The organism is Pantoea sp. VS1, from assembly GCF_002207995.1.
Classification (GTDB): domain Bacteria; phylum Pseudomonadota; class Gammaproteobacteria; order Enterobacterales; family Enterobacteriaceae; genus Pantoea; species Pantoea dispersa.
Genome location: NZ_NHZE01000013.1, coordinates 517,330 through 539,555 on the forward strand (window position 1 = coordinate 517,330; position 22,226 = coordinate 539,555).

General features: G+C 57.2%; 20 protein-coding genes and 3 tRNA genes. 16 read left to right on the forward strand and 7 right to left on the reverse strand.

The window, feature by feature from the left end:
* Positions 1-675, reverse strand: a complete 675-nt coding sequence (locus tag CBW22_RS08530) for a DUF4396 domain-containing protein (RefSeq protein ID WP_088516446.1) — start codon at positions 673-675, stop codon at positions 1-3.
* A gap of 539 nt (positions 676-1,214) precedes the next feature.
* Between CBW22_RS08530 and sdiA the strand changes: the two genes are divergently transcribed.
* Together sdiA and CBW22_RS08540 are read left to right on the forward strand one after the other, a co-directional pair.
* Positions 1,215-1,937, forward strand: a complete 723-nt coding sequence (gene sdiA, locus CBW22_RS08535; RefSeq protein WP_021508278.1) for a transcriptional regulator SdiA — start codon at positions 1,215-1,217, stop codon at positions 1,935-1,937.
* A 124-nt stretch (positions 1,938-2,061) separates the two neighbouring features.
* On the forward strand, positions 2,062-2,673 hold the full coding sequence (locus tag CBW22_RS08540; RefSeq protein WP_031279842.1) for an acyl-homoserine-lactone synthase: 612 nt from the start codon (positions 2,062-2,064) through the stop codon (positions 2,671-2,673).
* 31 nt (positions 2,674-2,704) lie between these two features.
* On the opposite strand, the gene CBW22_RS08545 is transcribed toward CBW22_RS08540, so the two are convergent.
* The gene (locus CBW22_RS08545) at positions 2,705-2,932 is read right to left on the reverse strand and encodes a DUF2594 family protein (RefSeq protein ID WP_010616664.1); all 228 of its coding nucleotides are present in this window, start codon (positions 2,930-2,932) and stop codon (positions 2,705-2,707) included.
* Positions 2,933-3,364: 432 nt separating this feature from the next.
* On the opposite strand from CBW22_RS08545, the gene uvrY reads away from it, so the two are divergent.
* From uvrY to CBW22_RS08580, 7 genes are all read left to right on the forward strand, one after another.
* Positions 3,365-4,024: a UvrY/SirA/GacA family response regulator transcription factor gene (gene uvrY / locus CBW22_RS08550; RefSeq protein WP_021508277.1), complete on the forward strand. Its 660-nt coding sequence runs from the start codon at positions 3,365-3,367 to the stop codon at positions 4,022-4,024.
* The gene (uvrC, locus tag CBW22_RS08555) at positions 4,017-5,849 is read left to right on the forward strand and encodes an excinuclease ABC subunit UvrC (RefSeq protein WP_088516447.1); all 1,833 of its coding nucleotides are present in this window, start codon (positions 4,017-4,019) and stop codon (positions 5,847-5,849) included. Before uvrY ends, uvrC begins: the two co-directional genes overlap by 8 nt.
* Positions 5,850-5,917: 68 nt before the next feature.
* A complete protein-coding gene (gene pgsA / locus CBW22_RS08560) occupies positions 5,918-6,466 on the forward strand; it encodes a CDP-diacylglycerol--glycerol-3-phosphate 3-phosphatidyltransferase (protein ID WP_021508275.1) in 549 nt (182 codons plus the stop codon).
* Between the two features lie 151 nt (positions 6,467-6,617).
* Positions 6,618-6,693: transfer RNA gene (locus CBW22_RS08565), tRNA-Gly, on the forward strand.
* Between the two features lie 43 nt (positions 6,694-6,736).
* Positions 6,737-6,810, forward strand: a tRNA-Cys gene (locus tag CBW22_RS08570).
* 11 nt (positions 6,811-6,821) lie between these two features.
* Positions 6,822-6,907 (forward strand) — tRNA-Leu (locus CBW22_RS08575).
* 452 nt (positions 6,908-7,359) lie between these two features.
* Positions 7,360-7,800: a WapI family immunity protein gene (locus tag CBW22_RS08580; RefSeq protein WP_088516448.1), complete on the forward strand. Its 441-nt coding sequence runs from the start codon at positions 7,360-7,362 to the stop codon at positions 7,798-7,800.
* Between the two features lie 206 nt (positions 7,801-8,006).
* Here the strand turns inward: CBW22_RS08580 and CBW22_RS26275 are convergent, their stop codons facing one another.
* From CBW22_RS26275 to CBW22_RS08590, 3 genes are all read right to left on the reverse strand, one after another.
* Entirely contained in the window at positions 8,007-8,165 is a 159-nt protein-coding gene (locus CBW22_RS26275) for a hypothetical protein (protein WP_165899361.1), read from the reverse strand.
* A gap of 196 nt (positions 8,166-8,361) precedes the next feature.
* The gene (locus CBW22_RS08585) at positions 8,362-9,861 is read right to left on the reverse strand and encodes a SulP family inorganic anion transporter (RefSeq protein ID WP_059008900.1); all 1,500 of its coding nucleotides are present in this window, start codon (positions 9,859-9,861) and stop codon (positions 8,362-8,364) included.
* Positions 9,862-10,012: 151 nt separating this feature from the next.
* Positions 10,013-10,270, reverse strand: coding sequence for a biofilm/acid-resistance regulator YmgB/AriR (locus CBW22_RS08590; protein ID WP_058759735.1), 258 nt, complete (start codon positions 10,268-10,270; stop codon positions 10,013-10,015).
* Positions 10,271-10,748: 478 nt separating this feature from the next.
* On the opposite strand from CBW22_RS08590, the gene CBW22_RS08595 reads away from it, so the two are divergent.
* From CBW22_RS08595 to CBW22_RS26280, 6 genes are all read left to right on the forward strand, one after another.
* Positions 10,749-11,180, forward strand: a complete 432-nt coding sequence (locus CBW22_RS08595) for a MarR family winged helix-turn-helix transcriptional regulator (protein WP_058769594.1) — start codon at positions 10,749-10,751, stop codon at positions 11,178-11,180.
* 2 nt (positions 11,181-11,182) lie between these two features.
* Positions 11,183-12,868 carry an MFS transporter gene (locus CBW22_RS08600; RefSeq protein ID WP_088516449.1) on the forward strand — a complete coding sequence of 562 codons (1,686 nt, stop codon included), beginning with the start codon at positions 11,183-11,185 and terminating at the stop codon, positions 12,866-12,868.
* Positions 12,865-13,956, forward strand: a complete 1,092-nt coding sequence (locus tag CBW22_RS08605; protein ID WP_088516450.1) for an HlyD family secretion protein — start codon at positions 12,865-12,867, stop codon at positions 13,954-13,956. Before CBW22_RS08600 ends, CBW22_RS08605 begins: the two co-directional genes overlap by 4 nt.
* Complete coding sequence (locus CBW22_RS08610) at positions 13,953-15,323, forward strand: efflux transporter outer membrane subunit (protein ID WP_088516451.1); 1,371 nt, start codon at positions 13,953-13,955, stop codon at positions 15,321-15,323. The genes CBW22_RS08605 and CBW22_RS08610 overlap by 4 nt, the downstream gene beginning before the upstream one ends.
* Positions 15,324-15,504: 181 nt before the next feature.
* Positions 15,505-17,706, forward strand: coding sequence for a TonB-dependent receptor (locus tag CBW22_RS08615; protein WP_088516452.1), 2,202 nt, complete (start codon positions 15,505-15,507; stop codon positions 17,704-17,706).
* Between the two features lie 313 nt (positions 17,707-18,019).
* Positions 18,020-18,196, forward strand: a complete 177-nt coding sequence (locus CBW22_RS26280; protein WP_021506450.1) for a hypothetical protein — start codon at positions 18,020-18,022, stop codon at positions 18,194-18,196.
* Here the strand turns inward: CBW22_RS26280 and CBW22_RS08620 are convergent.
* Positions 18,193-19,332 (reverse strand): beta-glucosidase, encoded by a 1,140-nt coding sequence (locus CBW22_RS08620; protein WP_088516453.1) that lies wholly within the window; start codon positions 19,330-19,332, stop codon positions 18,193-18,195. The genes CBW22_RS26280 and CBW22_RS08620 overlap by 4 nt on opposite strands.
* A gap of 152 nt (positions 19,333-19,484) precedes the next feature.
* Here CBW22_RS08620 and CBW22_RS08625 point away from each other — a divergent pair, with 152 nt between their 5' ends.
* On the forward strand, positions 19,485-20,945 hold the full coding sequence (locus tag CBW22_RS08625; protein WP_088516454.1) for a phospholipase D-like domain-containing protein: 1,461 nt from the start codon (positions 19,485-19,487) through the stop codon (positions 20,943-20,945).
* A 40-nt stretch (positions 20,946-20,985) separates the two neighbouring features.
* On the opposite strand, the gene mdoC is transcribed toward CBW22_RS08625, so the two are convergent.
* Entirely contained in the window at positions 20,986-22,131 is a 1,146-nt protein-coding gene (mdoC, locus tag CBW22_RS08630) for a glucans biosynthesis protein MdoC (RefSeq protein ID WP_021506447.1), read from the reverse strand.
* Positions 22,132-22,226 lie beyond the last annotated feature (95 nt).

The window sequence follows — 22,226 nt, forward strand, 5'->3', positions numbered from 1 at the left end:
CTACACCGCCGGGTTTAATCCGCGTTTGATGAGGAAATGATTTGCCGGCCAGGAGAAAATAAATCCGGTGAGCATCGCCAGCTGTAACATAAACCAGAAGGCGCTGAGCAGGGGATTGAGCTGTTGATTAAGCACATATTTTAGGGCCAGCGTCATAAAGATAAAGATTCCCGTTTGATAAATCAGCAGCGGAAAGGTTTCTGTTTTCAGCGCTAATAATAACGTACGGACAATAGAAAGTTGTTCCCGCTGGCGAATGGCCAGAAACTGAAAAAATAATCCCGCCAGTAACGAAATCATCACGCAAATAACCGCCTGTAACCACAGCGCCGGGCTAATAGCAAAATGCTTGAGCAGAGTGACTATTGGCAGGGTGATGATGTCGCCGAATATACAGGCGGCGGCAGAGAGCGAAGTGGAAATAAAAATGGTTTGCCAGCTGGCATAACCGGTTAATCCGGGTGGCAGCAGCAGCGCCAGTTTTCGCTGACGTGACGGTTTACGCCCGAGATACCACCATGCCAGCCAGCCGAAAAACGGCATGTACAGCCCGGTGAGCGGCCAGATGATATTCATGACCGCCAGCGGATGCGGGTGACGCAACAGATCTTTAGCGATCATCAGGGCGGTACACATGCCCACGACCAGAAAGGGTAATGCCAGCTGGTTTAACATAGTCAGTCCCACTCAGTTTGCTGAAATCGCGCCAGCCTGCGGAGCTATGCTGGTGCCTGCCACCTTGCGCCTCTGCTAAAGCGTAGCTGGAAAAGACGGTGCCGGAAATGTCTGCCACAGGGGCACGGCAGGGAAACACTGCAGAAATAACTGGAATTAAGCCGCGCTGCGGACTTAATCAGCAGGAAGATTATGACGGGCGGTATAAAAAAGGGAAATGGCAAAGATAATAGCGATTAATGATGAGGCGAATGTTTTATCTGCGAAGTCTGGCGTTTAATCAACAGGACGATTGAAAATTCTTCAGAAAAATCTTATTCTGATTCGCACGACTTATCATCCTGATGGTGCCGCTGGCAAACGCACCATAGTTTAATTTCTCATTTGGGTAACATATTGACAACAAGGTAGTTATCACTTTTTGCCCGCAATGCCGCTCTGGTTTCAATCAATATTTTTTCTCTGGTTAATTTATTTTTTACATTAATCGGCACAGATATCCTGTTATGAATAAGGCGTGAAACAGCGCCAGGGCAATAATGACCATCGATAATTATTTCGTCTGGCGAGGCGAAACTGAAAAAGAATTTCAGGCGCTTTCCGAAGTGCTGCAATTGAAATCGCTGCTGCAAAAACATGTTGAGGCCCTTGGATTTGATGCTTTTGCCTTTTTGGTACAGCATCCGGTGCCTTTTACCCGACCGCGTATTTTTCTCTTTAGCACCTATCCGCAGAGCTGGGTGAAACGCTACGAGAGTGAAAATTACTATGCAGTGGATCCGGTGTTAATGCTCTGCCAGCAGCCCGGTCGCGGCGTGGAGTGGACGCGTGATTTATTTACCGGCGCAGGCAATTTATGGGCAGAAGCCAATGCAGCAGGGCTGGTAAGTGGCTTTTCATGCTCGGCAATGGCGCTAAATCGTGCCATTGGTATATTATCTATAGCATCGCAACAACCCAGCCAGACCCAGCACAGACGCGTTGAGCTGGAGGTGCAACTGCACTTCCTGGCGGAACTGAGTTTGCGTGTGCTGGACCGTCTGAATGACGGCTCAATGGTGGTGTTATCGAATGATTTTAGTCAGCGCGAGCTGGAAATATTGAAATGGACAGCGGAGGGAAAAACCTCAGCCGAAATTTCCCTCATTCTGGCTATTTCTGAACACACGGTAAATTTTCACCAAAAGAATATGCAGAAGCGTTTTAATGTTTCCAATAAAACGCAGATTGCCTGTTATGCCGCAGCCATCGGCCTGATATAGCGAAAAGGCAACTACTAATTTTAGTAGTTCCTAAGCCGCAGTCAGTTGTCTACCCTGCGCCGGAAACTCCGCCAGGCTGGCGCTTAATAAATCATTGCAAACATGGGGATGTCAGGGGCGCATGATGAAAATAATTCAAACACAGCTAAAGGATATGCCGTCCTCTTTGCTGGCCGAGTTGGGCACCTATCGTTACAGCGTATTTGCGCGTGGCGAGGGCTGGTCAATTCCGCCGCGACTCAGCACGCCGGGACAGGAGTATGATCGCTTCGATCGTTCCGATGTCACCTGGCTGATTGCCTGGACTGCGCGTCAGGGCATTTGTGGCTGCGCACGTCTGTTACCGTGGCACGAGCCGGAAGTGCCGGAAGGCATGGTGCTGCCTTTTGATCAGCAAAAAGTGTGGGAAATGTCGCGCTATTCGGCCCGCCTTGAAGTGGATGCCGAGCTGCCGCTGAACATCTTATGGCATTCGGTACAGCTGGCAGAGCTGAGCGGGATGGAGTATTTGATCAGTTCGGCCACGCCGATGCTGGAGAAGATGTTTGAACAGCATCAGGTGGTGTATGAGCCGCTCTCGCCGGGACTGATCCAGTCTGAAGACAATCTGTTTGCCATTCGTATTCCGGTGCAGCAGCCGGCGCTGGCGGAGAAGTATCGCGGCACGCGTCGCTTCAGTCCGGAAGAAGTGCTGCCCTCGCTGGGCGTGTCGGTCAACTGGCAGTCACACAGCTAACGCCCCGCGCAGGATGCGCAGGGCACGCCGCTTACTGACGGTAGGCGGTTTTAATCTGGCGGATGGTGTTGCTGAACACCTCGGCCTGCGGTTTATCCGCCAGCGCGGACTGGACGTAGCGCTCCATGTTGATGATCACCTTACCGGCATCAGCCTGGCCCATGCCTTTCAGGATCAGCGTCACCATCATTTTCAGGCAGGCGACTTCATCCGCCAGCGCCTGGGTATCGCGCGATGTTACGAAATCTTCATCACTCATCATTATCTCCTTTGTGGAATGACCTTGTGCGCACACATTCTTCCCGTGCATAAAAAACAGAGTATATCATACGCTTGATGGAAGAATTTAGGCCACATCATCGACCCGCGCGCAGACGGTTAATTAATTGCGCCGTTCGTTATTTTTTGTGCGCAAAAAACTTCCACGGAAAGATTATTTTTTTGTGCTGCGGGCGAGAAGAAGCGAAGGCGGGTTATAAATTATAACTTAATGATATTAGTCACATTTTAACAATTTTATTCCAGTATGGTATTGCATAAGCTAAAAAAACAATCACCGCTGCCTGCTATTTGACATGGGTCATTGGTTTTGAGATTTATCTGGCGCCCCTGATGTTCTTTCCACGCGAAACCCGGTAAGATAACGCCCCTGAAATATATTTTCCCCCACTAACCTGCGGAGTACGTCCCGTTGATCAGCCTGCTTCTTGTTGATGACCATGAACTGGTACGCGCCGGTATTCGTCGCATACTGGAAGATATGAAGGGACTGGTGATTGCCGGGGAAGTGGCCTGTGGTGAGGATGCGGTAAAATGGTGCCGTACTCATCCTGTGGATGTGGTGCTGATGGACATGAACATGCCTGGCATTGGCGGACTGGAGGCGACGCGCAAAATCGTGCGCTTCAATCCGGATATCCGCATCATCATGCTGACTATCCACACCGAAAATCCTCTGCCAGCGAAAGTCATGCAGGCCGGTGCGGCAGGTTATCTCAGCAAAGGGGCGGCGCCGCAGGAAGTGGTCAGCGCCATTCGCTCGGTGCACGCCGGCCAGCGTTACATCGCCTCTGATATCGCTCAGCAGATGGCGCTGAGCCAGATTGAGCCGCAGCGCGCCGAATCACCGTTCAGCTGTTTGTCGGAAAGGGAATTGCAGATTATGCTGATGATTACCCGAGGGCAAAAGGTGACGGAGATTTCCGAGCAGCTTAACCTGAGCCCGAAAACCGTTAATAGCTATCGCTATCGCATGTTCAGCAAGTTGAACATCAGTGGTGACGTAGAGTTAACGCATCTGGCCATACGCCATGGCCTGTTCAATGCGGAGCCGTTAATCAGTAGTGAGTGACGTTTTCAATCCTAAAGCCTTTCTCAGCACCGTGACCAGTCAGCCCGGCGTCTACCGCATGTATGACGCGACAGGCACGGTGATCTATGTTGGTAAAGCCAAAGACCTTAAAAAACGCCTGAGCAGCTATTTCCGCACGCAGGTGGGGAGCCGCAAGACCGAAGTGCTGGTCAGCAACATCCATAATATTGATGTCACGGTCACCCATACGGAGACCGAAGCGCTGCTGCTGGAGCACAACTACATCAAGTTGTATCAGCCGCGCTACAACGTGCTGCTGCGCGATGATAAGTCGTACCCCTATATTTTCCTTAGCGGCGATCCGCATCCGCGCCTGGCGATGCACCGCGGTGCCAAACACGCCAAAGGCGAATACTTTGGTCCGTTTCCCAACGGCTATGCGGTGCGTGAAACGCTGGCGCTGCTGCAAAAGGTGTTTCCGATTCGCCAGTGCGAGAACAGCGTCTACCGCAACCGTTCGCGCCCATGCCTGCAGTATCAGATTGGCCGTTGCCTCGGCCCCTGCGTCGCCGGCCTGGTGAGCGAAGAGGAATATGCGCAGCAAACCGACTATGTGCGGCTGTTTCTGGCCGGTAAAGACGATCAGGTAATTAATCAGCTGGTGCAGCGTATGGAGCAGGCCAGCGTGGGCCTGCGCTTCGAAGAGGCGGCGCGCCTGCGGGACCAGATTCAGGCGGTGCGGCGGATTACGGAGAAACAGTTCGTCTCCAATCAGGGCGATGATCTCGACGTGATGGGCGTGGCCTATGACGCCGGCATGGCCTGTCTGCACGTGCTGTTTATCCGGCAGGGCAAAGTGCTGGGTAGCCGCAGCTATTTCCCGAAGGTGCCGGCGGACACGGAACTTACCGAAGTGGTGCAGACGTTTGTCGGGCAGTTCTATCTGCAGGGCAGCGAAGCGCGTACCTTACCGGCGGACATCCTGCTGGACTTCAATTTGCCTGAGCGGGAACTGCTGGCCGCGTCATTGAGCGAACTGGCCGGGCGCAAAGTCAGCATTCAGAGCAAACCGCGCGGCGACCGTGCGCGCTACCTGAAGCTGGCGCGCACTAATGCCGCCACGGCGCTGACGACGCGGCTGGCGCAGCACTCGACCATCCAGCAGCGTCTGGCAGCGCTGGCGGCGTTCCTCAAACTGGAGCAGATTAACCGCATGGAGTGTTTCGACATCAGCCACACCATGGGCGAACAGACCATCGCGTCCTGCGTGGTGTTCAATCGTGACGGCCCGCTGCGCGCTGACTATCGCCGCTACAACATTGAAGGAGTCACCCCCGGTGATGACTACGCGGCGATGAATCAGGTGCTGCGCCGTCGTTACGGCAAGGCGCTGGAACCGGAAAAGATCCCGGATGTGATCCTGATCGATGGCGGTAAAGGGCAGCTGGCGCAGGCGCAGCAGGTGTTTGCGGAACTGGATGTGCCATGGGATAAAAACCGGCCGATTCTGCTCGGCGTGGCAAAAGGCAGCGACCGTAAAGCCGGCCTGGAAACGCTGTTCTTTGCGGCGGAAGGCGAGGGCGTTTCGCTGCCGCCGGACTCGCCGGCGCTGCATGTTATCCAGCACATTCGTGACGACGCTCACAATCATGCAATTTCGGGCCACCGGAAAAAACGCGCCAAAGTGAAGAACACCAGCGCGCTGGAGAGCATTGAAGGCGTCGGACCCAAACGGCGTCAGCAACTGCTGAAGTACATGGGCGGCCTGCAACCGCTGATGAATGCCAGCGTCGATGAAATCGCTAAAGTACCGGGTATCTCCTTCGCCCTGGCGGAAAAAATCTACTACTCGCTGAAACACTAACATTGAAACAGGGTGGGCAATGTAGGAACATACGTTAAATCCTACTCACACCAGACAGTTACTGGCATATGCAATTTAACATTCCGACGTGTCTTACCCTGTTTCGAGTTGTTCTGATCCCGTTCTTCGTGCTGGCGTTCTATCTGCCATTTCACTGGGCTCCCTTCGCGACGGCGCTGCTGTTTGTCATTGCTGCGGTCACTGACTGGTTTGATGGCTTCCTCGCGCGTCGCTGGAAGCAGACAACACGTTTTGGTGCCTTTCTCGATCCGGTCGCTGACAAAGTGATGGTGGCGATGGCGCTGGTGCTGGTCGCCGAGTATTTCCACGCCTGGTGGATCACGCTGCCGGCCGCCACCATGATCGCGCGTGAAATCATTATCTCGGCCTTACGTGAGTGGATGGCGGAGATTGGCAAGCGCAGCAGCGTGGCGGTGTCGTGGATTGGCAAAGTGAAGACCACGGCGCAGATGCTGTCGCTGGTGGCGCTGCTGTGGCGTCCGGACGCGACCGTAGTGGGCGTTGGCGTGGTGGCGTTGTACATCGCAGCGGTGCTGACTTTCTGGTCAATGTTCCAGTATTTAAGCGCGGCACGCGGCGATTTGCTCGATAGCTGATCGATGCGATTTAAAAAGCAGCAAACGGACGCAGTGTGTGGATAATTTTATTGACTCGTTGCGTCAGATAAGTAGAATGCATCGCATCGAACGGCAGCAAGGCTGCAAGAAGCTGAATAAAATCAGCAAGTTCGGTGAAGCATAAACAAATGCGGGAATAGCTCAGTTGGTAGAGCACGACCTTGCCAAGGTCGGGGTCGCGAGTTCGAGTCTCGTTTCCCGCTCCAGATATTGCAATACGTCGCAGACGGCTTGCACCTCAGATTAAAAGGCGCGTTGGCAGAGTGGCCATGCAGCGGATTGCAAATCCGTCCACCTCGGTTCGACTCCGGGACGCGCCTCCAGTTTACACCCTGCCCGGGTGGTGAAATCGGTAGACACAAGGGATTTAAAATCCCTCGGCTTATGGTCGTGCGGGTTCAAGTCCCGCCCCGGGCACCATATTTAATACCGAATAAAATCAAAGCAATAAGTAGCAATGTCGTGACCGCCCAAGGGCGGTTTTTTTGTGCCTGAAAATCTTTCCTGATATCACTTCATAATATCAAACGGTCTTCATCTGCCCGCTGACGGCTTGAACCATCCTGCTTTTTCGACCACATGCAGCGGTCGGTTTTACATTTATAGGGCCAGTAAACCATACCAGAGATGACGGTGGAAGTGGTGCATTGTGGCGTCGCTCACCTCATGGCATGCGCGCCCTTATCTGGTGCAGGGAATGGCGGATCCCTTTAAGGCGAAGGGATGTTTCTCTACGAAACTGAGATGTATAAACTCAATCGCAAGCGAAACATAACAGAGTATAAAAAATACACTCTTGAGGTTGTGGTGCGAGAGTCAGACTGGACGATCACCCATTTTAAATATTTCGATTAACCGGCAGGAAAGCACGCATGTTTGATTTTAGAAATGAAGGATTCGTCTTCACCATCTCACCCTTTGAGCGTGTTGTTGATAACGAAACCGATCCGGTTAATCACCTCTGGGACTGGATTAAGTCTTATGTGGAGTTTTCCGTCAGCGGAGTGAAGGTGCAGTTTCAGACTGAGTTTACCGTCGGCGAACTGAAGGAACTGCGCGCAACATTTTCTCTATACTACAAGGCGGTAATGGCCCGCCATGAAATTGAATCTTTTAGTTTTCGCAGCCAGCTCAACCAGCTCAATATGATTCTGAGTAAGGTCACGGGTGATGATATCGTGATTATTGAATATGTTCTTCGTCCGGAAGACCATGCTGATAGCGTCCAGATAAAGGGCGAACTGGCTATCAATGAGAGTTACTTCCCGGACATTCTCAGGCAGTTGGAGGAGATGATCAGCTGGCCGGAATAAAATTCTGATTTATCCGCCATCTCTTGAAGTGGGCAATCGCAATCAGGATTTGCCGATTAGCAGCGAGATTACTGGGGAAGTTAAGGGCTTTGCATCGCTTACCAGACGATCCAGCTCGTTAACCATGGCTTCACTTATGCCGGAATTAATGGAGTGAACGTCTGGCAGTCAAATAAAAACGGGACATAACTTCTGTCCCATTAATCTCAATCCTGTGGCTGCCCGACCGGGCCTTCGCCTTCGCTGGCACCAGGTACTGACTGCTTGCTGGGCGCATGTGGACGTCCGTCACTGCCCACTGCATCGCTGTGTTGCATACAGCCGGCCAGGGTAACCAATGTCAGTGCCGCTAAGGCTGCCTTCATCAAACCGCTCATTTTGCTCTCCTCCTGTTACGAACCGCGTAATCGTTAACGCACTGAGAAATAAGCAAAGCCACGAATAAGCCTTTACGCAAGCGAAGCGCGGCCATCGTAGAGCAGAAAATAGCGCAGCGCAGAAAGATTTCCCGCCGCCCACCTGCCGAACAGGACGCCCGCGTCGGGCGTCCCTATCGTACATCTAGCCGAGATTGCCGCTCAGGCGATCGCGGAAATCGCTGCTGCGGTTATCCAGGCCGGTGAAGGTGACGCTGGCGCCGTGCCGCTGGTAGCGGTACTCAATGGCGTCGAGCGCCGCCACGCTGGAGGCATCCCAAATCTGCGCGTGGGTCAAATCGATGGTGACGCGCTGCGGATCGTGGCCGTAGTCAAAATGCTCAAACAGATCGTTGCTGCTGGCGAAAAACAGCGGGCCGCGCACCGTGTAGTGCACCTGCTGGCCATCGTCACTTAGCTGGCGCTCGGCATCGATCACGTGAGCGATGCGGCGGGCAAACAGCATCATGGCGAGCATCACACCCACCAGCACGCCAAGCGCGAGGTTGCCGGTCCACACCGTGACGGCGACGGTCAGCACCATCACCAGCGTTTCCGACCACGGCATGCGTTTTAGCGTGGCCGGCTGCAGGCTGTGCCAGTTCACGGTTTTCACCGCGACCACCATCATAATGCCCGCCAGTACCACCATCGGAATCTGCGCCATGATCTGGCTCAGACCGGTGACCAGCAACAGCAGCACCAGCGCCGCGGCCACGGTGGACACCCGGGTACGCGCCTTGCCCAGCTCAACGTTAACAATGGTCTGGCCGATCATCGCGCAGCCGGCGATACCGCCGTAAAAGCCTGCCAGAATATTGCCGACGCCCAGCGCCCAGGATTCACGCCGCTTGCCGGAAGGCGTATCGGTCATGTCATCCACCAGTTTGGCGGTCAGCAGGGATTCCATCAGGCCGACGAAGGCGACCGACAGCGCGGTGGGCCAGACAATCTGCAGCGTCTGCAGATTAAGCGGCACCAGCAGGGTATTGAAATCCGGCAGGCCTGCACGCATTGGCCCTTCATCGCCGACGTTGGGCACGCGATAGCCCAGCAGCAGCGCGACAGCGGTGACAGCCACGATAGCCACCAGCGGCGAAGGCACGCTTTTAAGCACTTTGGGCAGCAGCAGCACGATGGCCAGCGTGGCGGCGAACAGCAGCCACACCAGACCCGACTGGCCCCAGACGTGCGGCACCTGCGCAAAGAAAATCAGTATACCCAGCGCGTTAACGAAGCCGATCATCACCGAGCGCGGAATATAGCGCATCATGCGCGACAGCCCGGCAAGGCCGAAAATGATCTGAATAACACCGCCGAGGATCACTGCCGGCAGAATGTACTCCACGCCATGCGCGTGCACCATCGGCCCGATCACCAGCGCGACGGAACCGGCCGCCGCGGTGACCATCGCTGGCCGTCCTCCCAGAATCGACAGCGTCAGGCACAGCACCACCGAAGCGACAAGGCTGACTTTAGGGTCGACGCCGGCAATCACGGAAAACGAAATCACTTCCGGTATCAGCGCCAGGGCGGTAATCACCCCGGCCAGGCACTCACGGGTGAAAAGAGAAGGTGAACGCAGCACACGTGCGACCGTGATGTCGCTCGCTGTGGCAGCGGGGCGATCGGCAGTTTGACTCATCTGTTGCAGGCTCTTTTATTGGATGCGCATGCCGTCACGGCATAGCAATATTTAGTGGAAAAGTTAACGCGGGCGATGTTACCGGGGGATGACGCGAGGCGCCAGTAAAACGGGGCGATAAGGTTGATTCCATCCCTGGAATCCGCTGCGGCTACAGCGAAAAATCATCCGGAGTCTGGTGAACCACCAGTTCCAGCAGGTGACGGTAGACATCCAGCTGGACGACATCGGCTTCCTGCTCCAGGCGGCCAATCAGGGCGGCAATAATGGCCTTATTGGTCACCGGCATACCGCTGTGCAGGATTTCAGCAATCAGATGGCCTAAGACTTCCATCTCATTGGTTTCACTGTTAACGGCCTGTTTAAAATTGTCAGCGAGGACATCGCTGCTGTTGACGGCATTTTGCATGTGTAAGCCCTTAAGATTGGCTGATGGCCCAGCGGCCAGCACAACCAGGAAGAAATATTTCCGCGCGGACAGGCGCGAAAAACCTGACTCACCACCCAACACAAAAAGACACCTCTGAAGGTGGAAATCCACAACACCTTCAGAGGCGACGCAACTGCATCATTCGTTACCGAATCGTTAACCGATTCATGGCGGCTAAAGTTATACAGTAACCCCTAATCTGTACAAGCGGCGGCTTGTGCATTTCGTGCTTATCAGGCTAATTTACTCAATATTATAGGGTATTTTGCCGAAAGAAGTTATACAGGCAAGCTGTACACGCGGCCTGATCGGGCCTTTTTGCGACTTAAGTGAAACTGGTAATCTGCGTGCAGCACGACTAAATTTGCTGATGTAAGCAAACTTTTCATTCGCGCGTCGCTTAGCTTATAATAACCCTCCCATTTAGTTAGAACTCTAACCATTAGGCCGCTACGCTTTGACTGACCATCCACAACCGTTTTCCCGTCTGTTGCATCTTACTGCCCATGCGTGGCGGCTGGCGGTTGATCGTCGCCTGAAAGAGAGCGGTTTGAGTATGAGTAGCTGGCTGGCAATTGCCAGCGTAGCGACCGCCAGTGAACCGCCGACGCAAAAGGCGCTGGCACAGCTATTGGGGCTGGAGGAAGCCAGTGTGGTGCCGCTGGTCGATAGGCTGGTGAAACAGCAGCTGCTGGCACGGGTGCAGCCAAAGGAAGATCGTCGCAAGCGCCTGCTGGTGTTAACCGAGCAGGGCGGCGAGGCGTTCGCTACGGTGAAAACGCAGGCGGATGCGCTGCGCGCGCAGCTGCTGGCCGATATCGATCCCGCCGCGCTGGCAGTGACCGAAAACGTGTTGCAGCAGCTGCTTGAACGCTTAGGAAACGTATAGCTGTGGCGAAACGTAACCCGTATGCCCCTCGCGAATGGCTGCCGCACGAAAAGCCGATGCTGCCGGGATCGCCCTCGACACCGCTGCATGCGCCATCGAAACGCATCGCGTTTGGCCTGATCGGCCTGCTGATCTCCATTACCGGCGCGCTGAGTAATGCGCTGGTGACTGCCAACCTCACCAATCTGCAGGGCACCTTCGCCGCATACAGCAACGAAATCGCCTGGCTGCCGGCGGTCTACGTGATGGGCAATATCTCCATTAATCTGTTGCTGGTGAAGTTCCGCCAGCAGTTTGGTCTGCGGCTGTTTACCGAAGCTTTTCTGGTGCTGTACGTCATCGTGGCGTTTTTTCACATCCTCGCGAACGATCTCAGCTCGGCGATTATCGTGCGTACCGCGCACGGCATGGTGGGCGCGGCGCTCAGCTCACTGGGTATCTATTATCAGATCCAGGCCTGGCCGGCGAAGCACCGTCTCAAAGCGCTGGTTATTGGCATCACCGCCTCACAGCTGGCGATTCCGCTGGCGCGGCTGTTCTCCAGCGAGCTGCTGCAGCTGGAGGAGTGGCGCGGCCTCTATCTGTTTGAGCTGGGCCTGGCGATGATTGCGCTGGGCTGCGTGCTGGTGGTCAAGCTGCCGCCGGGTGACCGTATCAAAGCGTTCGAAAAGCTCGATTTCGTCACCTTTATGCTGCTGGCACCGGGCATGGCGTTATTGTGCGGCGTGCTGTCGCTCGGGCGCATTGAGTGGTGGTTCAGCACGCCGTGGCTCGGCGTCTGTCTGGCGCTGGCGCTGGTGCTGATTGTCGCGGCGGTGGTGCTGGAGCATAACCGCGCTAACCCGCTGATTAACACCCGCTGGCTGAGCAATGGCATGATCGTGCGGCTCGGCATCGTGATGATCATGATGCGCATCGTGCTGGCCGAGCAGAATACCGGTGCGGTGGGCTTTCTGCAGCAGCTGGGCCTGCTCAACGATCAGATGCGCGGGCTGGCGCTGGCGATCATTGCGGGCGTGATCTGCGGCATGATTGCCAGCGCGCTGACCATCAAACCCAACCATCTGAGCTGGCCAATCGTGGTCTCGCTGGCCGTAATGATTGTCGCCTCGCTGATGGATGCGCAATCCAGCCCGCTGACGCGCGCCAGCAATCTCTACTTCAGCCAGTTTCTGCTCGGTTTCAGCAGTGCCTTTTTCCTTGGGCCAGCGATGCTGCTTGGCATCGGCGGCGTGGTGACTCAGCCGAAAAATCTGGTGAGTTTTGTTGTGCTGTTTGGCATGAGCCAGAATCTTGGCGGGCTGATTGGCTCCGCCATTCTCGGCACCTTCCAGACGTGGCGCGAAAAATATCACTCCAGCCTGCTGGGCGATCAACTGTCGCTGCTCGATCCCAATGTGGTGGATCGCCTCAGCCAGTACAGCGCGCTGTTTCGCAGCCAGCTGGCGGACAGCGGCCTGCTCAGCACGCAGAGCAGCAGTCAGCTACAAACCGTGGCCACGCTGCAGGCCAACGTGCTGGCTTATAACGATACCTATTTACTGACCGCCGCGCTGGCAATGATAACGCTGATGTGGGTGCTGTGGCGCCTGACGCGGCTGCGTTATCTTAACTGGCGCCAGGCGCGACATAATCTGACTGAGCAACAGCAGCAGGCTGCGCCAGCAAACCGAACGGAGACCCCATGAGTCAACAGGACGATCTACAGGCTGCGGAGCGCGAGCGCACCAACCGCCGACGCATTCTCTCTATCGCTGCCGGGAGCGGTATCGCCATCGTGGGCGTGCTGGTGATCTTATACGCCTGGCAACTGTGGCCCTTTACCAGCACCATCCAGTCAACGGAAAACGCCTACGTGCGCGGCCAGGTGACCTTTATCAGCCCGCAGGTCAGCGGCTATCTGACGAACGTAGAGGTAGTTGATTTACAGCCGGTGCGCAAAGGACAGCTGCTGATGACCATTGATGATCGTATCTATCGCCAGCGCGTGCATCAGGCGCAGGCACAGCTGGCGATGAAGATTGCCGCGCAGAATAACAACCAGCAGCAGCAGAAGAGTGCGGAGGCCACTATCGCCAGCAATAAAGCCGCACTGGAGAATGCCAAAGCGCAGGCGCTGAAAAGCAGTCTGGATTTGAAGCGGGTGGAAAATCTGGCGGCGGATGGCTCGCTGTCGGTACGCGAGCGTGACGCCGCGCGCGCAGCCAATGCGCAGGCTCAGGCCCAGCTGCGCCAGGCGGCAGCGCAGGTGGCGGTCTCGCAGCAGAATCTGCAAACCACCATCGTCAACCGCGCGGCGCTGGCCGGCGACGTAGCCAGCGCGCAGGCGGCACTGGAGCTGGCCAATATCGATCTGGACAACACGCGTATTATCGCGCCGGACAGCGGCCAGCTCGGTCAGCTGTCGGTGCGCAAAGGCACCTACGTTACTGCCGGCACGCGGCTGACCTCGGTGGTGCCGGATAATAAATGGGTGATTGCCAACCTGAAGGAAACCCAGCTGGCGCGCGTGCGCCCCGGCCTGCCGGTGTCGATCCGCGTTGATGCGCTGGACGGCAAGCGCTTTGACGGCCGCGTTGAGTTTATCTCGCCCGCCGCCGGATCTGAGTTCAGCGCCATCTCGCCAGATAACGCCACCGGTAACTTCGTGAAAATCGCCCAGCGCATTCCGGTGCGCATCAAAATTCTTGGTGACGATCTGCAGCAGCTGCGGCCGGGGATGTCGGTGGAAGTCGACATTGATACCGCCGCCGAACCACACCGGGATGCGTTATGAAGCGGCCGTTACTCGCGGTGCTCATCGCGCTGCTGCTGACCGGCTGCGCCCGCGACGTGGAGCAGGCGCCGTCGTCGCTGCCGATTCCGCCCGACTGGCGCCAGCAGGTCGGGCCCGCTGCCGCGCCGGAAGCGCAGTGGTGGCGCAGCTTTGGTGATGATCGCCTCAACTGGCTGGTGAACCAGGCGCTACAGCACAACAGCGATATTCTCATTGCCCGGTCGCGCGTCGATCAGTATCGCGCCGAGCTGCGCGCTGCGCAGGGCGACAACTTCCCCACGCTGTCGGCGGGCGTGGCGGCAACCCATCAGCGTGCGCTGTCAGCGGCGACCGGTCAGCCGTACGAAAGTGCGGTATTTCAGGGACTGCTGCAGGCGAATTATGAGGTCGACTTATGGGGCAGCCGCAGCAACAGCATCCGCGCGGCTGAAGCCACGCTGGCGGCGCAGCGTGCGGCTGCCTCGGCAGCCGAGCTGACGGTGGCCAGTTCGGTCGCGTCCGGTTACCTCAGCCTGTGCGCGCTCGACGAGCAGCTGCGCGTCACCGAGGCCACGCTGGAAACGCGGCAGAACTCGCTGAACCTGGCGCAGCGTCAGTTCGAAACCGGCTATACCTCGCGGCTCGAATGGATGCAGGCGGCGTCGGAGTATCAGACGGCGAAAGCGCAAATTCCGCAGCTGCAGCATCAGATCGCCCAGCAGGAGAACGCGCTCAGCATTCTGGTCGGCATGAATCCGCGCCAGATTGCGCGCAGCAGCCAGTTCGACCAGCTGCGACCACACGTACTGCCGGCGCTGTTGCCGTCGCAGCTGCTGAATCGCCGGCCTGACATAGTCCAGGCGCAGCGCCTGCTGCTGGCGAGCGACGCGTCGCTGGCAGCGGCACAGGCACAGCTGCTGCCATCGCTCAACCTGACTGCGTCCGGCACGCTGCAGAGTAGCCAGCTACACGATCTGCTGGATAATCCGTTCCGCCTGTGGAGCATCGGCGGCAGCGTGCTGGCACCGCTGCTCAACCGCGAAGCGCTGACCGCGCAGGTGGATGTGGCGATGGCGTCGCGCAACCAGGCGCTGTACGGCTACGAAAGGGTGGTGCGCAACGCCTTTGCCGAGGTGGATAACGCACTGGATGCCATCACGCGCAGCCAGCAGCAGCTAACAGAGTTGCAGGCGCAGGAGCGCTACGTTGCCGAGGCGTGGCGGATTGCGCGCAACCGTTATCAGAATGGCTATGCGTCCTATCTCGATGAGCTTGATGCGCAGCGCACGCTGTTCAGCACCCAGCTGAATATTGTGGCGGTGAAAAACACGCTGCTGCTGGCGCAAATCGATCTCTACCGCGCCCTTGGTGGCGGCTGGCAGGGGTAACACTGCGGCAGTTACGTTGGTACGTGACTGCTGCAACGCTTTCCTTGTTTAGCGGCTGTTCTTGCCTCTCCTCTCACTGAACATCACTTTTAGCAAATTGCTTGCATTTAGCTGTACGCTGCGCATAATCGCAAACCGCAATAATAATGATTCTCAGTATAATTTACATCAGGGGATAACCATGCGCAGAACGCCTTTCAATCCCGGAATGAAACCGACGCTGCTGGCCATGCTGGTCAGCGCCGGTTGTTTGCCAGTGATGGCTGCTACCACTAACACCAGTAACGCACCTCAGGGCGCTAACGAACAGCAGACGCTGACCGTCACCGCCACGCCGCAGAGTGAATTCAAACCCGGCGGCAACGACTTAGTACCGGCCTTTCTCGACGGCCAGATTGCCCACGGCGGTCGCCTCGGCATGCTGGGCGAGCAAAACGCCATGGACGTGCCGTTCAACGTCATCGGCTATACGGCAAAAATGATTCAGGACCAGCAGGCGCAAACCATCGCCGATGTGGTGCGCAACGATGCGGGCGTGCAGAACGTCAAAGGTTACGGCAATTTCGCTGAAACTTACCGCATTCGGGGGTTCACTCTCGACGGCGATGATATGACCTTCGGCGGTCTGCCGGGCGTGGTGCCGCGCCAGGTGATGGACGCTTCGCTGATCGATCGCGTGGAGATCTTCAAAGGCGCGAACAGTCTGGTTAACGGCGCAGCCAGTTCCGGCGTCGGCGGTATGATCAACCTCGAGCCGAAACATGCCGAAGATACGCCGATCAATCGCGTGGGCCTCGATTACACCTCCTCGTCTCAGGTCGGCGGAACGCTGGACGTGGGGCGTCGCTTTGGCGATAACAATCAGTTTGGCGTGCGGTTTAACGCCGTGCATCGCGAAGGCGAAACCGGCGTTGACGGCGAGAAAAAACGCACCACGGCGGCCTCGGTCGGTCTTGATTATCGCGGCGATCGGCTACGCACCTCGCTGGACGTTGGCTATCAGAAGAAAACCTTCCATGACGGCTTACAGGGGGTGAAATTCGCCAGCGCCGGGGTGATCCCGGCGGTGCCGTCGAATTCGCATAACTACAGCCAGAAATGGGTGTACAGCGATATGGAATCTGAATTCGGTATCGCCAAAGCAGAATACGATATTACCGACAGCTGGACGGCGTATGCCGGCCTCGGCGCACAGCACGCTCATGAAACCGGCAACTACGGCGCGCCGACCATTACCAACAGCAACGGTGACGGTACCATCAGCAGCTTCTACTCCAACCGTATTCAGGACAACATGAGCGGCATGGCGGGGCTGCGCGGTGAGTTCCACACTGGTTTCGTTAGTCATAAAGTCAACGTGGGTTACTCGGCGCTGACCACCAATGCGAAAAATGCCTACGACATGTCGCTGGTGGGCACGCCGTTTAATATCTACCACAGCGGTGACGTGGCGGAACCGGCGGCCACCTTCGCCGGCGGCAAGTTCTCCGATCCGCTCACCACGTCGCGCACCCGCACCCAGGGCTATCTGCTGAGCGATACGCTCGGATTACTGGACGATACGCTGCTGGTGACCGTCGGTGCACGCCATCAGAAAGTGGTGGTGCGCAGCTATAACTACAACACCGGCGCGGAAAGCGTTGATTCGCGCTTCACCAACGACCGCTGGATGCCAACCTACGGCGTGGTCTACAAGCCGTGGAAAGAAGTGGCGCTGTACGCGAACCATACGGAAGCGCTGCAGCCTGGTGAAGTGGCCCCTAAAGACGCCGTCAACTATGGCACTGTGACCGGCGTGGCGCACTCGAAGCAGAATGAGATCGGCGTGAAAACGGATTTCGGCCGCATCGGCGGCTCGCTGGGGCTGTTTGAAATCCAGAAACCGTCCGGCCTGATCAACAGTGACAATGTCTACGTCATGGATGGCGAGCAGCGCCATCGCGGCGTGGAAGCCAACGTGTTTGGTGAGCCGGTGCTGGGCCTGCGCCTCAACGCCAGCGCCACCTGGATCGATCCGGTGATGAAGAAAACCGCCGGCGGCACTTACGATGGCAAACAGGCGATCGGCGTGCCGCGCTACACCTACGTGCTGGGCGCGGAGTATGACATTAAGCCGGTGGAGGGGCTGACGGCCACGGCGCTGCTCAACCACAGCGGCTCTCAGTATGCCAACTCGGCCAACACCCTCAAGCTGGACAGCTATACCACGCTGGATCTTGGTATGCGTTACCGCATGAAGGTGAATCAGAACGATCTGGTGTGGCGCGTGGCGGTCGAAAACGTCACCAATGAGAAGTACTGGTCAAACGTTGATGACACCGGCACCTATCTCGCGCAGGGCGACCCGCGCACGCTGAAAATCAGCATGAGCTACGATTTCTAAGCGGCCACCACGGGGCGTAGTGACGCTCCGTGGTCTTTTCCGACAGAAATAGTGCTGTACGTTGGCCGCTATTCCATTACACTCTGTGCGGCAATCCCGCTGAAAAACGCCTCTTTCCTGTTGAGTCATCATGAGTTCACCCGCGCCACCTGACGATCACGACGAACCTTTACGGCAACCGCTGGATGATGCGCACTTCGCCATTGTGGTACTTGCAGTGACCTCGGTTACCCTTATAATCTTCGTCCTGATGCTTACATTATGGATGAGCTGAGGCCAGCAACCGACTACGGACGCCCGCAAGGAGATGTCGATGGAATCCCGGGATGACAAACTGATCGCCATCATTGGACTGCTTTCCGCCTGCCTGATCGGCGTAGTGTTCCTTTTCACCATGACCTGGCTGACGGACGTGCGCCATCCAGCCGATCCGTCACTGGATGTACAAACCTGCCCGCCCAAAACCGCCAGCCCGGTGCAGCACTCTTAATCCTGGGTGCGCCATTTAATCTGCTGACTGCGTAATTCCAGCGCCAGCGCTTCATGCAGGGTGCGATTGCCATTGGGATCGCCCAGACCAAACAGCGCGCCAGGCGAGCGCCGATCGTCGGCCCACGCCGGATACTCCACCACCGGATAGAGCGAAATACCTTCCAGCGCCACGCCCTGCGCTAAGGCCAGCCGCGCTTCCTCACTGACATGCCGCAGCCAGGGCGCGCGCGCGTCGCCTTCCGCGCCGGTTTCTGCCAGCAGCAGCGGGCGCTGATAACGCTGCCAGCACTGCATCAGCAGCCGGTGCAGCGGCTGACGTTGCGGATGATCGGGTGGAATGGTGTCGCCGGAGAAGAACCAGTGGTTGTCGGGATAATAGTTCAGCCCCAGGATGTCGAGAAAATCGGGCTGACCACCCAGCTCCGGCGCATCGCGTCCTGCCAGCCAGTCCCAGGCTTCAAACTGCGCCTGATGCTGGCTGTCGGCATAGGGTTTGCTGTCGGGGTTATGCGGATCGGCGGCGATCTGCACCAGCGGGTCGGTCAGCACGAAGCGGGCGTCCGGATAGACGTCGCGAATGGCGTGCATGGCCGCCAGCGAGGCGCGCACCAATTGACGTTTCAGTTCGCGGCCACGCGCGCTGGCGTAGGGATCGAGCCACGAGACATCGGCGCCGGCCCAGGACCAGAAGGATATCTGATTGATAGGCGTAAAGAACGGCTGCTCCACGCCCTCATCCCGCATCAGCTCAGCCATGGCGCGCGCGAAGCGGCCAAAGTGCTCCACAAACGCCGGCTTCCAGATATCGAGATGATCGGGGTAGCCAAAGTGCGCCAGCTCCCAGATGATTTGTAAATCATGGCGCGCCGCCGCGTGAATCATCGGCAGAAAGGTGCGCCAGTCGTATTCACCTGGCGTGGCCTCAATCAGGTGCCAGCGGGCGCCGTCGCGCGCGGTGCGCAATCCCTCCTGCGCCAGCGCGGCGTAATCTTTCTCCAGCAGCATGTCGTGGCCGCTGCTGATGACCATATCCAGTCGTCGCCCGCCGCTGCGGCAGGCGGTAGAGCAGGGGAAGCTGCCCTGAAAAAAGCTGCGAAATAGCCGGGGCTGATGGCGCGGGGATAGCTGAGTCATGATCTTCTCCTCACGAAGAACGCCGGATGCAGAACGCCTGGCTAAGTCTAGACTAAATTAACGCCGCACCCGACGCGGAAGTAGACGGCTCTGATTGCCTTTACGTGCGGTGATACCAACAATAACAGCTTAAGGGTAAGCAGGGATTGAGTATGAGCGAAGCGGCACTGCGTTCCTCACGCGAACGGCCGGGCGACGGGCTGAGAGAACATGCGCAACAGCAATGTGCCCGTCATCCGGGACTGAGCGGCATTCATCCGCTGAACGATGGGCTGGATGCGTTTGCGGCACGCTATCTGCTGATGGGCATGGCGCAGCACACCATCGACGTCCAGTATTATATCTGGCACAACGACATGTCCGGACGCCTGCTGTTCAGCGCGCTGCTGGATGCGGCGGAGCGCGGCGTGCAGGTGCGCCTGCTGCTGGATGACAACAATACGCCCGGGCTGGATGAAACGCTGGCTGAACTCGATCGGCATCCGAATATCGCCGTGCGGCTGTTTAATCCCTTCTCGTTTCGAACCCTGCGCGCGCTGGGCTATCTGACTGACTTCGCCCGCCTGAATCGCCGGATGCACAACAAAAGCCTGACCGTGGACGGCGCGGTAACGCTGGTGGGTGGCCGTAACATCGGCGACGAATATTTTGGCACCGGCAATGAGCCGCTGTTTACCGATCTCGACGTGCTGGCGCTGGGACCGGCGGTAGATGAAGTGGCGGAAGATTTCGCCCGCTACTGGCACAGCAAAGCGGTATCGCCATTGCGCAGCGTCGTGGACACCGGCGCACCGCCGCATGAAGCGGTGCGTTTACCGCCGGAGTGGCAGCAGAGCGAGGCGGTGCAGCGCTATCTGGCGCGGCTGGAGAAATCCTCGTTTGTCAGCCAGCTGGAGCAGGGCTCGCTGAGCATGACCTGGGCACACACGCGGCTGCTGAGTGACGATCCGCGCAAAGGGCTGGGCAAAGCGAAGCGCTCCTCTTTGCTGCCGCAGCGCATGCTGGAGGTGATCGGCACGCCGCAGCAGCAGTTCGATATCATCTCGGCCTATTTTGTCCCGACCCGTGCCGGCGTGGCGCAGCTGCTGGCGCTGAAGCGGCGGGGCGTTAAGATCGCCATCTTAACCAACTCGCTGGCCGCCAATGATGTCACCGTGGTTCACGCCGGCTATGCGCGCTGGCGCAAGAAGCTGCTGCGTCACGGTATTGCGCTCTACGAACTGAAGCCGCAGGCCAATGCCGCGGATGCCCCGCACGATCGCGGCCTGACCGGGAATTCCGGCTCCAGCCTGCACGCCAAGACTTTCACCGTCGATAACCGCAAAGTGTTTATTGGCTCGTTTAATTTCGATCCGCGTTCGGCGGTGCTGAATACGGAGATGGGGCTGGTGATTGAGAGCGAAGCGCTGGCGCAGCAGACCCATCAGCGCTTCAGCAGCGGCATGCGCGACCGCGCCTGGGCACTGCGGCTGGATAAGTGGGGCCGCGTTAACTGGGTGGAGTACAGCGGCGAAACGCGGGAAGTGGTGCATAAGCACGAGCCGCAGTGCACGCTATTGCAGCGTTTGCTGGTGCGGCTGGTATGGCGTCTGCCGGTGGAGTGGCTGCTATAGCCGGGCTGCAACGCGCGCAGCCCGGCAGATAAGTACGCCGTTACGTCTGCGCGGAGGTCTCTGGTTTGCGCTGCGGCTTGCCGGAGAACAAAAAGCGCAGCAGCGGGATACGCAGATGAATCTCGTACAGGGCAAAGGCAACGCCAAACACCATCAGCAGGCCGACAAAGAAGCCCAGCGTATTACTGCTGATGTGTGGCGTAACGTAGATGCCGTACAGAATGGTCAGCGGATGGTGCACCAGATAAATAAACAGCGACGCGTTCACCAGATACATGATGCGTGGCGAGTGACTGTTCAGCAGCTTGTGGCCGAAGCTAAAGCAGACGTTCAGCATACACAAGCCCATCAGCGTAGAAATGATGGCATCAAGCTCGTACAGCCAGCCTTCACCGCTGCTGTAGCGCTGATTCAGGCTGTACGCGATAAACACCGCAATAGCACCAAAGCACATCACCGGATTAAAACGCACAAACAGCGCTTTCAGCGCCTGATGTTTCCAGCTCAGCGCACCCAGCATAAAGAACGGCAGGAAGAACAGCGACTGCATAACCGCAATGCTGAACAGGCCATCCATTAACAGCGCGGGAGCAAAGTGGAAAATCAGCCGGCGGAAGGCGCACCACACCAGCGCATAGGCCAGCAGGGCCAGCGTCAGCTTGCCCCAGCCAACCTGCTGATAATCGATGCGGCGCTGCTGATCACGCAGCCAGCGGAAGCTCAGCATGCCAAACGCGGTCAGAATCACCAGTACCAGTAAAAACCACAGGTGCGAAATCAGATCCCACATCAGCGCGTTGTACTTGTCATACAGCGAGAAGTTTGCCCAGTCGCCGACTTTGCTGGTGAGATTTTTCAGCATAAAAAACTGCGGCAGGGTAATGAGCGGCACCGCGGTTAACAGCGGTATGCCGACGCGCTCCAGCCGCACCTTCAGCCAGCGGTTGGGCTGATAGCGCAGATAGAGCATATATGAGAAATAACCTGAAATAACAAAGAACACCTGCATGCGGAAGGCGTGAATAAAATCATTCAGCACCGTCAGCCACAGTGAGGCGTCCTGGCTGTTAACCGACCAGCGTTGGGTCGAGTAAATCAGCGAGACGTGGAAAGGCACGCCCAGCAGCATTAAATACGCTCGAATCGAGTCGAGGAAATATTCACGTTCGGGTTTGGCTGAACTCATAAGCTTCCAGTTTGTCAGTTTACTTGCCGGTTTCACCCTGAAACCGGATTATGCCGGACGAAATTCTACCGGCTGTAAACAGCGTATACTATCAG

Coding starts and splice junctions, on each gene's coding strand:
- sdiA (WP_021508278.1), top strand. CDS start 1,215: ATGACCATCGATAATTATTTCGTCTGGCGAGGCGAAACTGAAAAAGAA.
- CBW22_RS08530 (WP_088516446.1), bottom strand. CDS start 675: ATGTTAAACCAGCTGGCATTACCCTTTCTGGTCGTGGGCATGTGTACC.
- CBW22_RS08620 (WP_088516453.1), bottom strand. CDS start 19,332: ATGACTCAGCTATCCCCGCGCCATCAGCCCCGGCTATTTCGCAGCTTT.
- CBW22_RS08615 (WP_088516452.1), top strand. CDS start 15,505: ATGCGCAGAACGCCTTTCAATCCCGGAATGAAACCGACGCTGCTGGCC.
- CBW22_RS08585 (WP_059008900.1), bottom strand. CDS start 9,861: ATGAGTCAAACTGCCGATCGCCCCGCTGCCACAGCGAGCGACATCACG.
- CBW22_RS08625 (WP_088516454.1), top strand. CDS start 19,485: ATGAGCGAAGCGGCACTGCGTTCCTCACGCGAACGGCCGGGCGACGGG.
- mdoC (WP_021506447.1), bottom strand. CDS start 22,131: ATGAGTTCAGCCAAACCCGAACGTGAATATTTCCTCGACTCGATTCGA.
- CBW22_RS26280 (WP_021506450.1), top strand. CDS start 18,020: ATGGAATCCCGGGATGACAAACTGATCGCCATCATTGGACTGCTTTCC.
- CBW22_RS08580 (WP_088516448.1), top strand. CDS start 7,360: ATGTTTGATTTTAGAAATGAAGGATTCGTCTTCACCATCTCACCCTTT.
- CBW22_RS26275 (WP_165899361.1), bottom strand. CDS start 8,165: ATGAAGGCAGCCTTAGCGGCACTGACATTGGTTACCCTGGCCGGCTGT.
- CBW22_RS08605 (WP_088516450.1), top strand. CDS start 12,865: ATGAGTCAACAGGACGATCTACAGGCTGCGGAGCGCGAGCGCACCAAC.
- pgsA (WP_021508275.1), top strand. CDS start 5,918: ATGCAATTTAACATTCCGACGTGTCTTACCCTGTTTCGAGTTGTTCTG.
- CBW22_RS08545 (WP_010616664.1), bottom strand. CDS start 2,932: ATGAGTGATGAAGATTTCGTAACATCGCGCGATACCCAGGCGCTGGCG.
- CBW22_RS08610 (WP_088516451.1), top strand. CDS start 13,953: ATGAAGCGGCCGTTACTCGCGGTGCTCATCGCGCTGCTGCTGACCGGC.
- CBW22_RS08540 (WP_031279842.1), top strand. CDS start 2,062: ATGAAAATAATTCAAACACAGCTAAAGGATATGCCGTCCTCTTTGCTG.
- CBW22_RS08590 (WP_058759735.1), bottom strand. CDS start 10,270: ATGCAAAATGCCGTCAACAGCAGCGATGTCCTCGCTGACAATTTTAAA.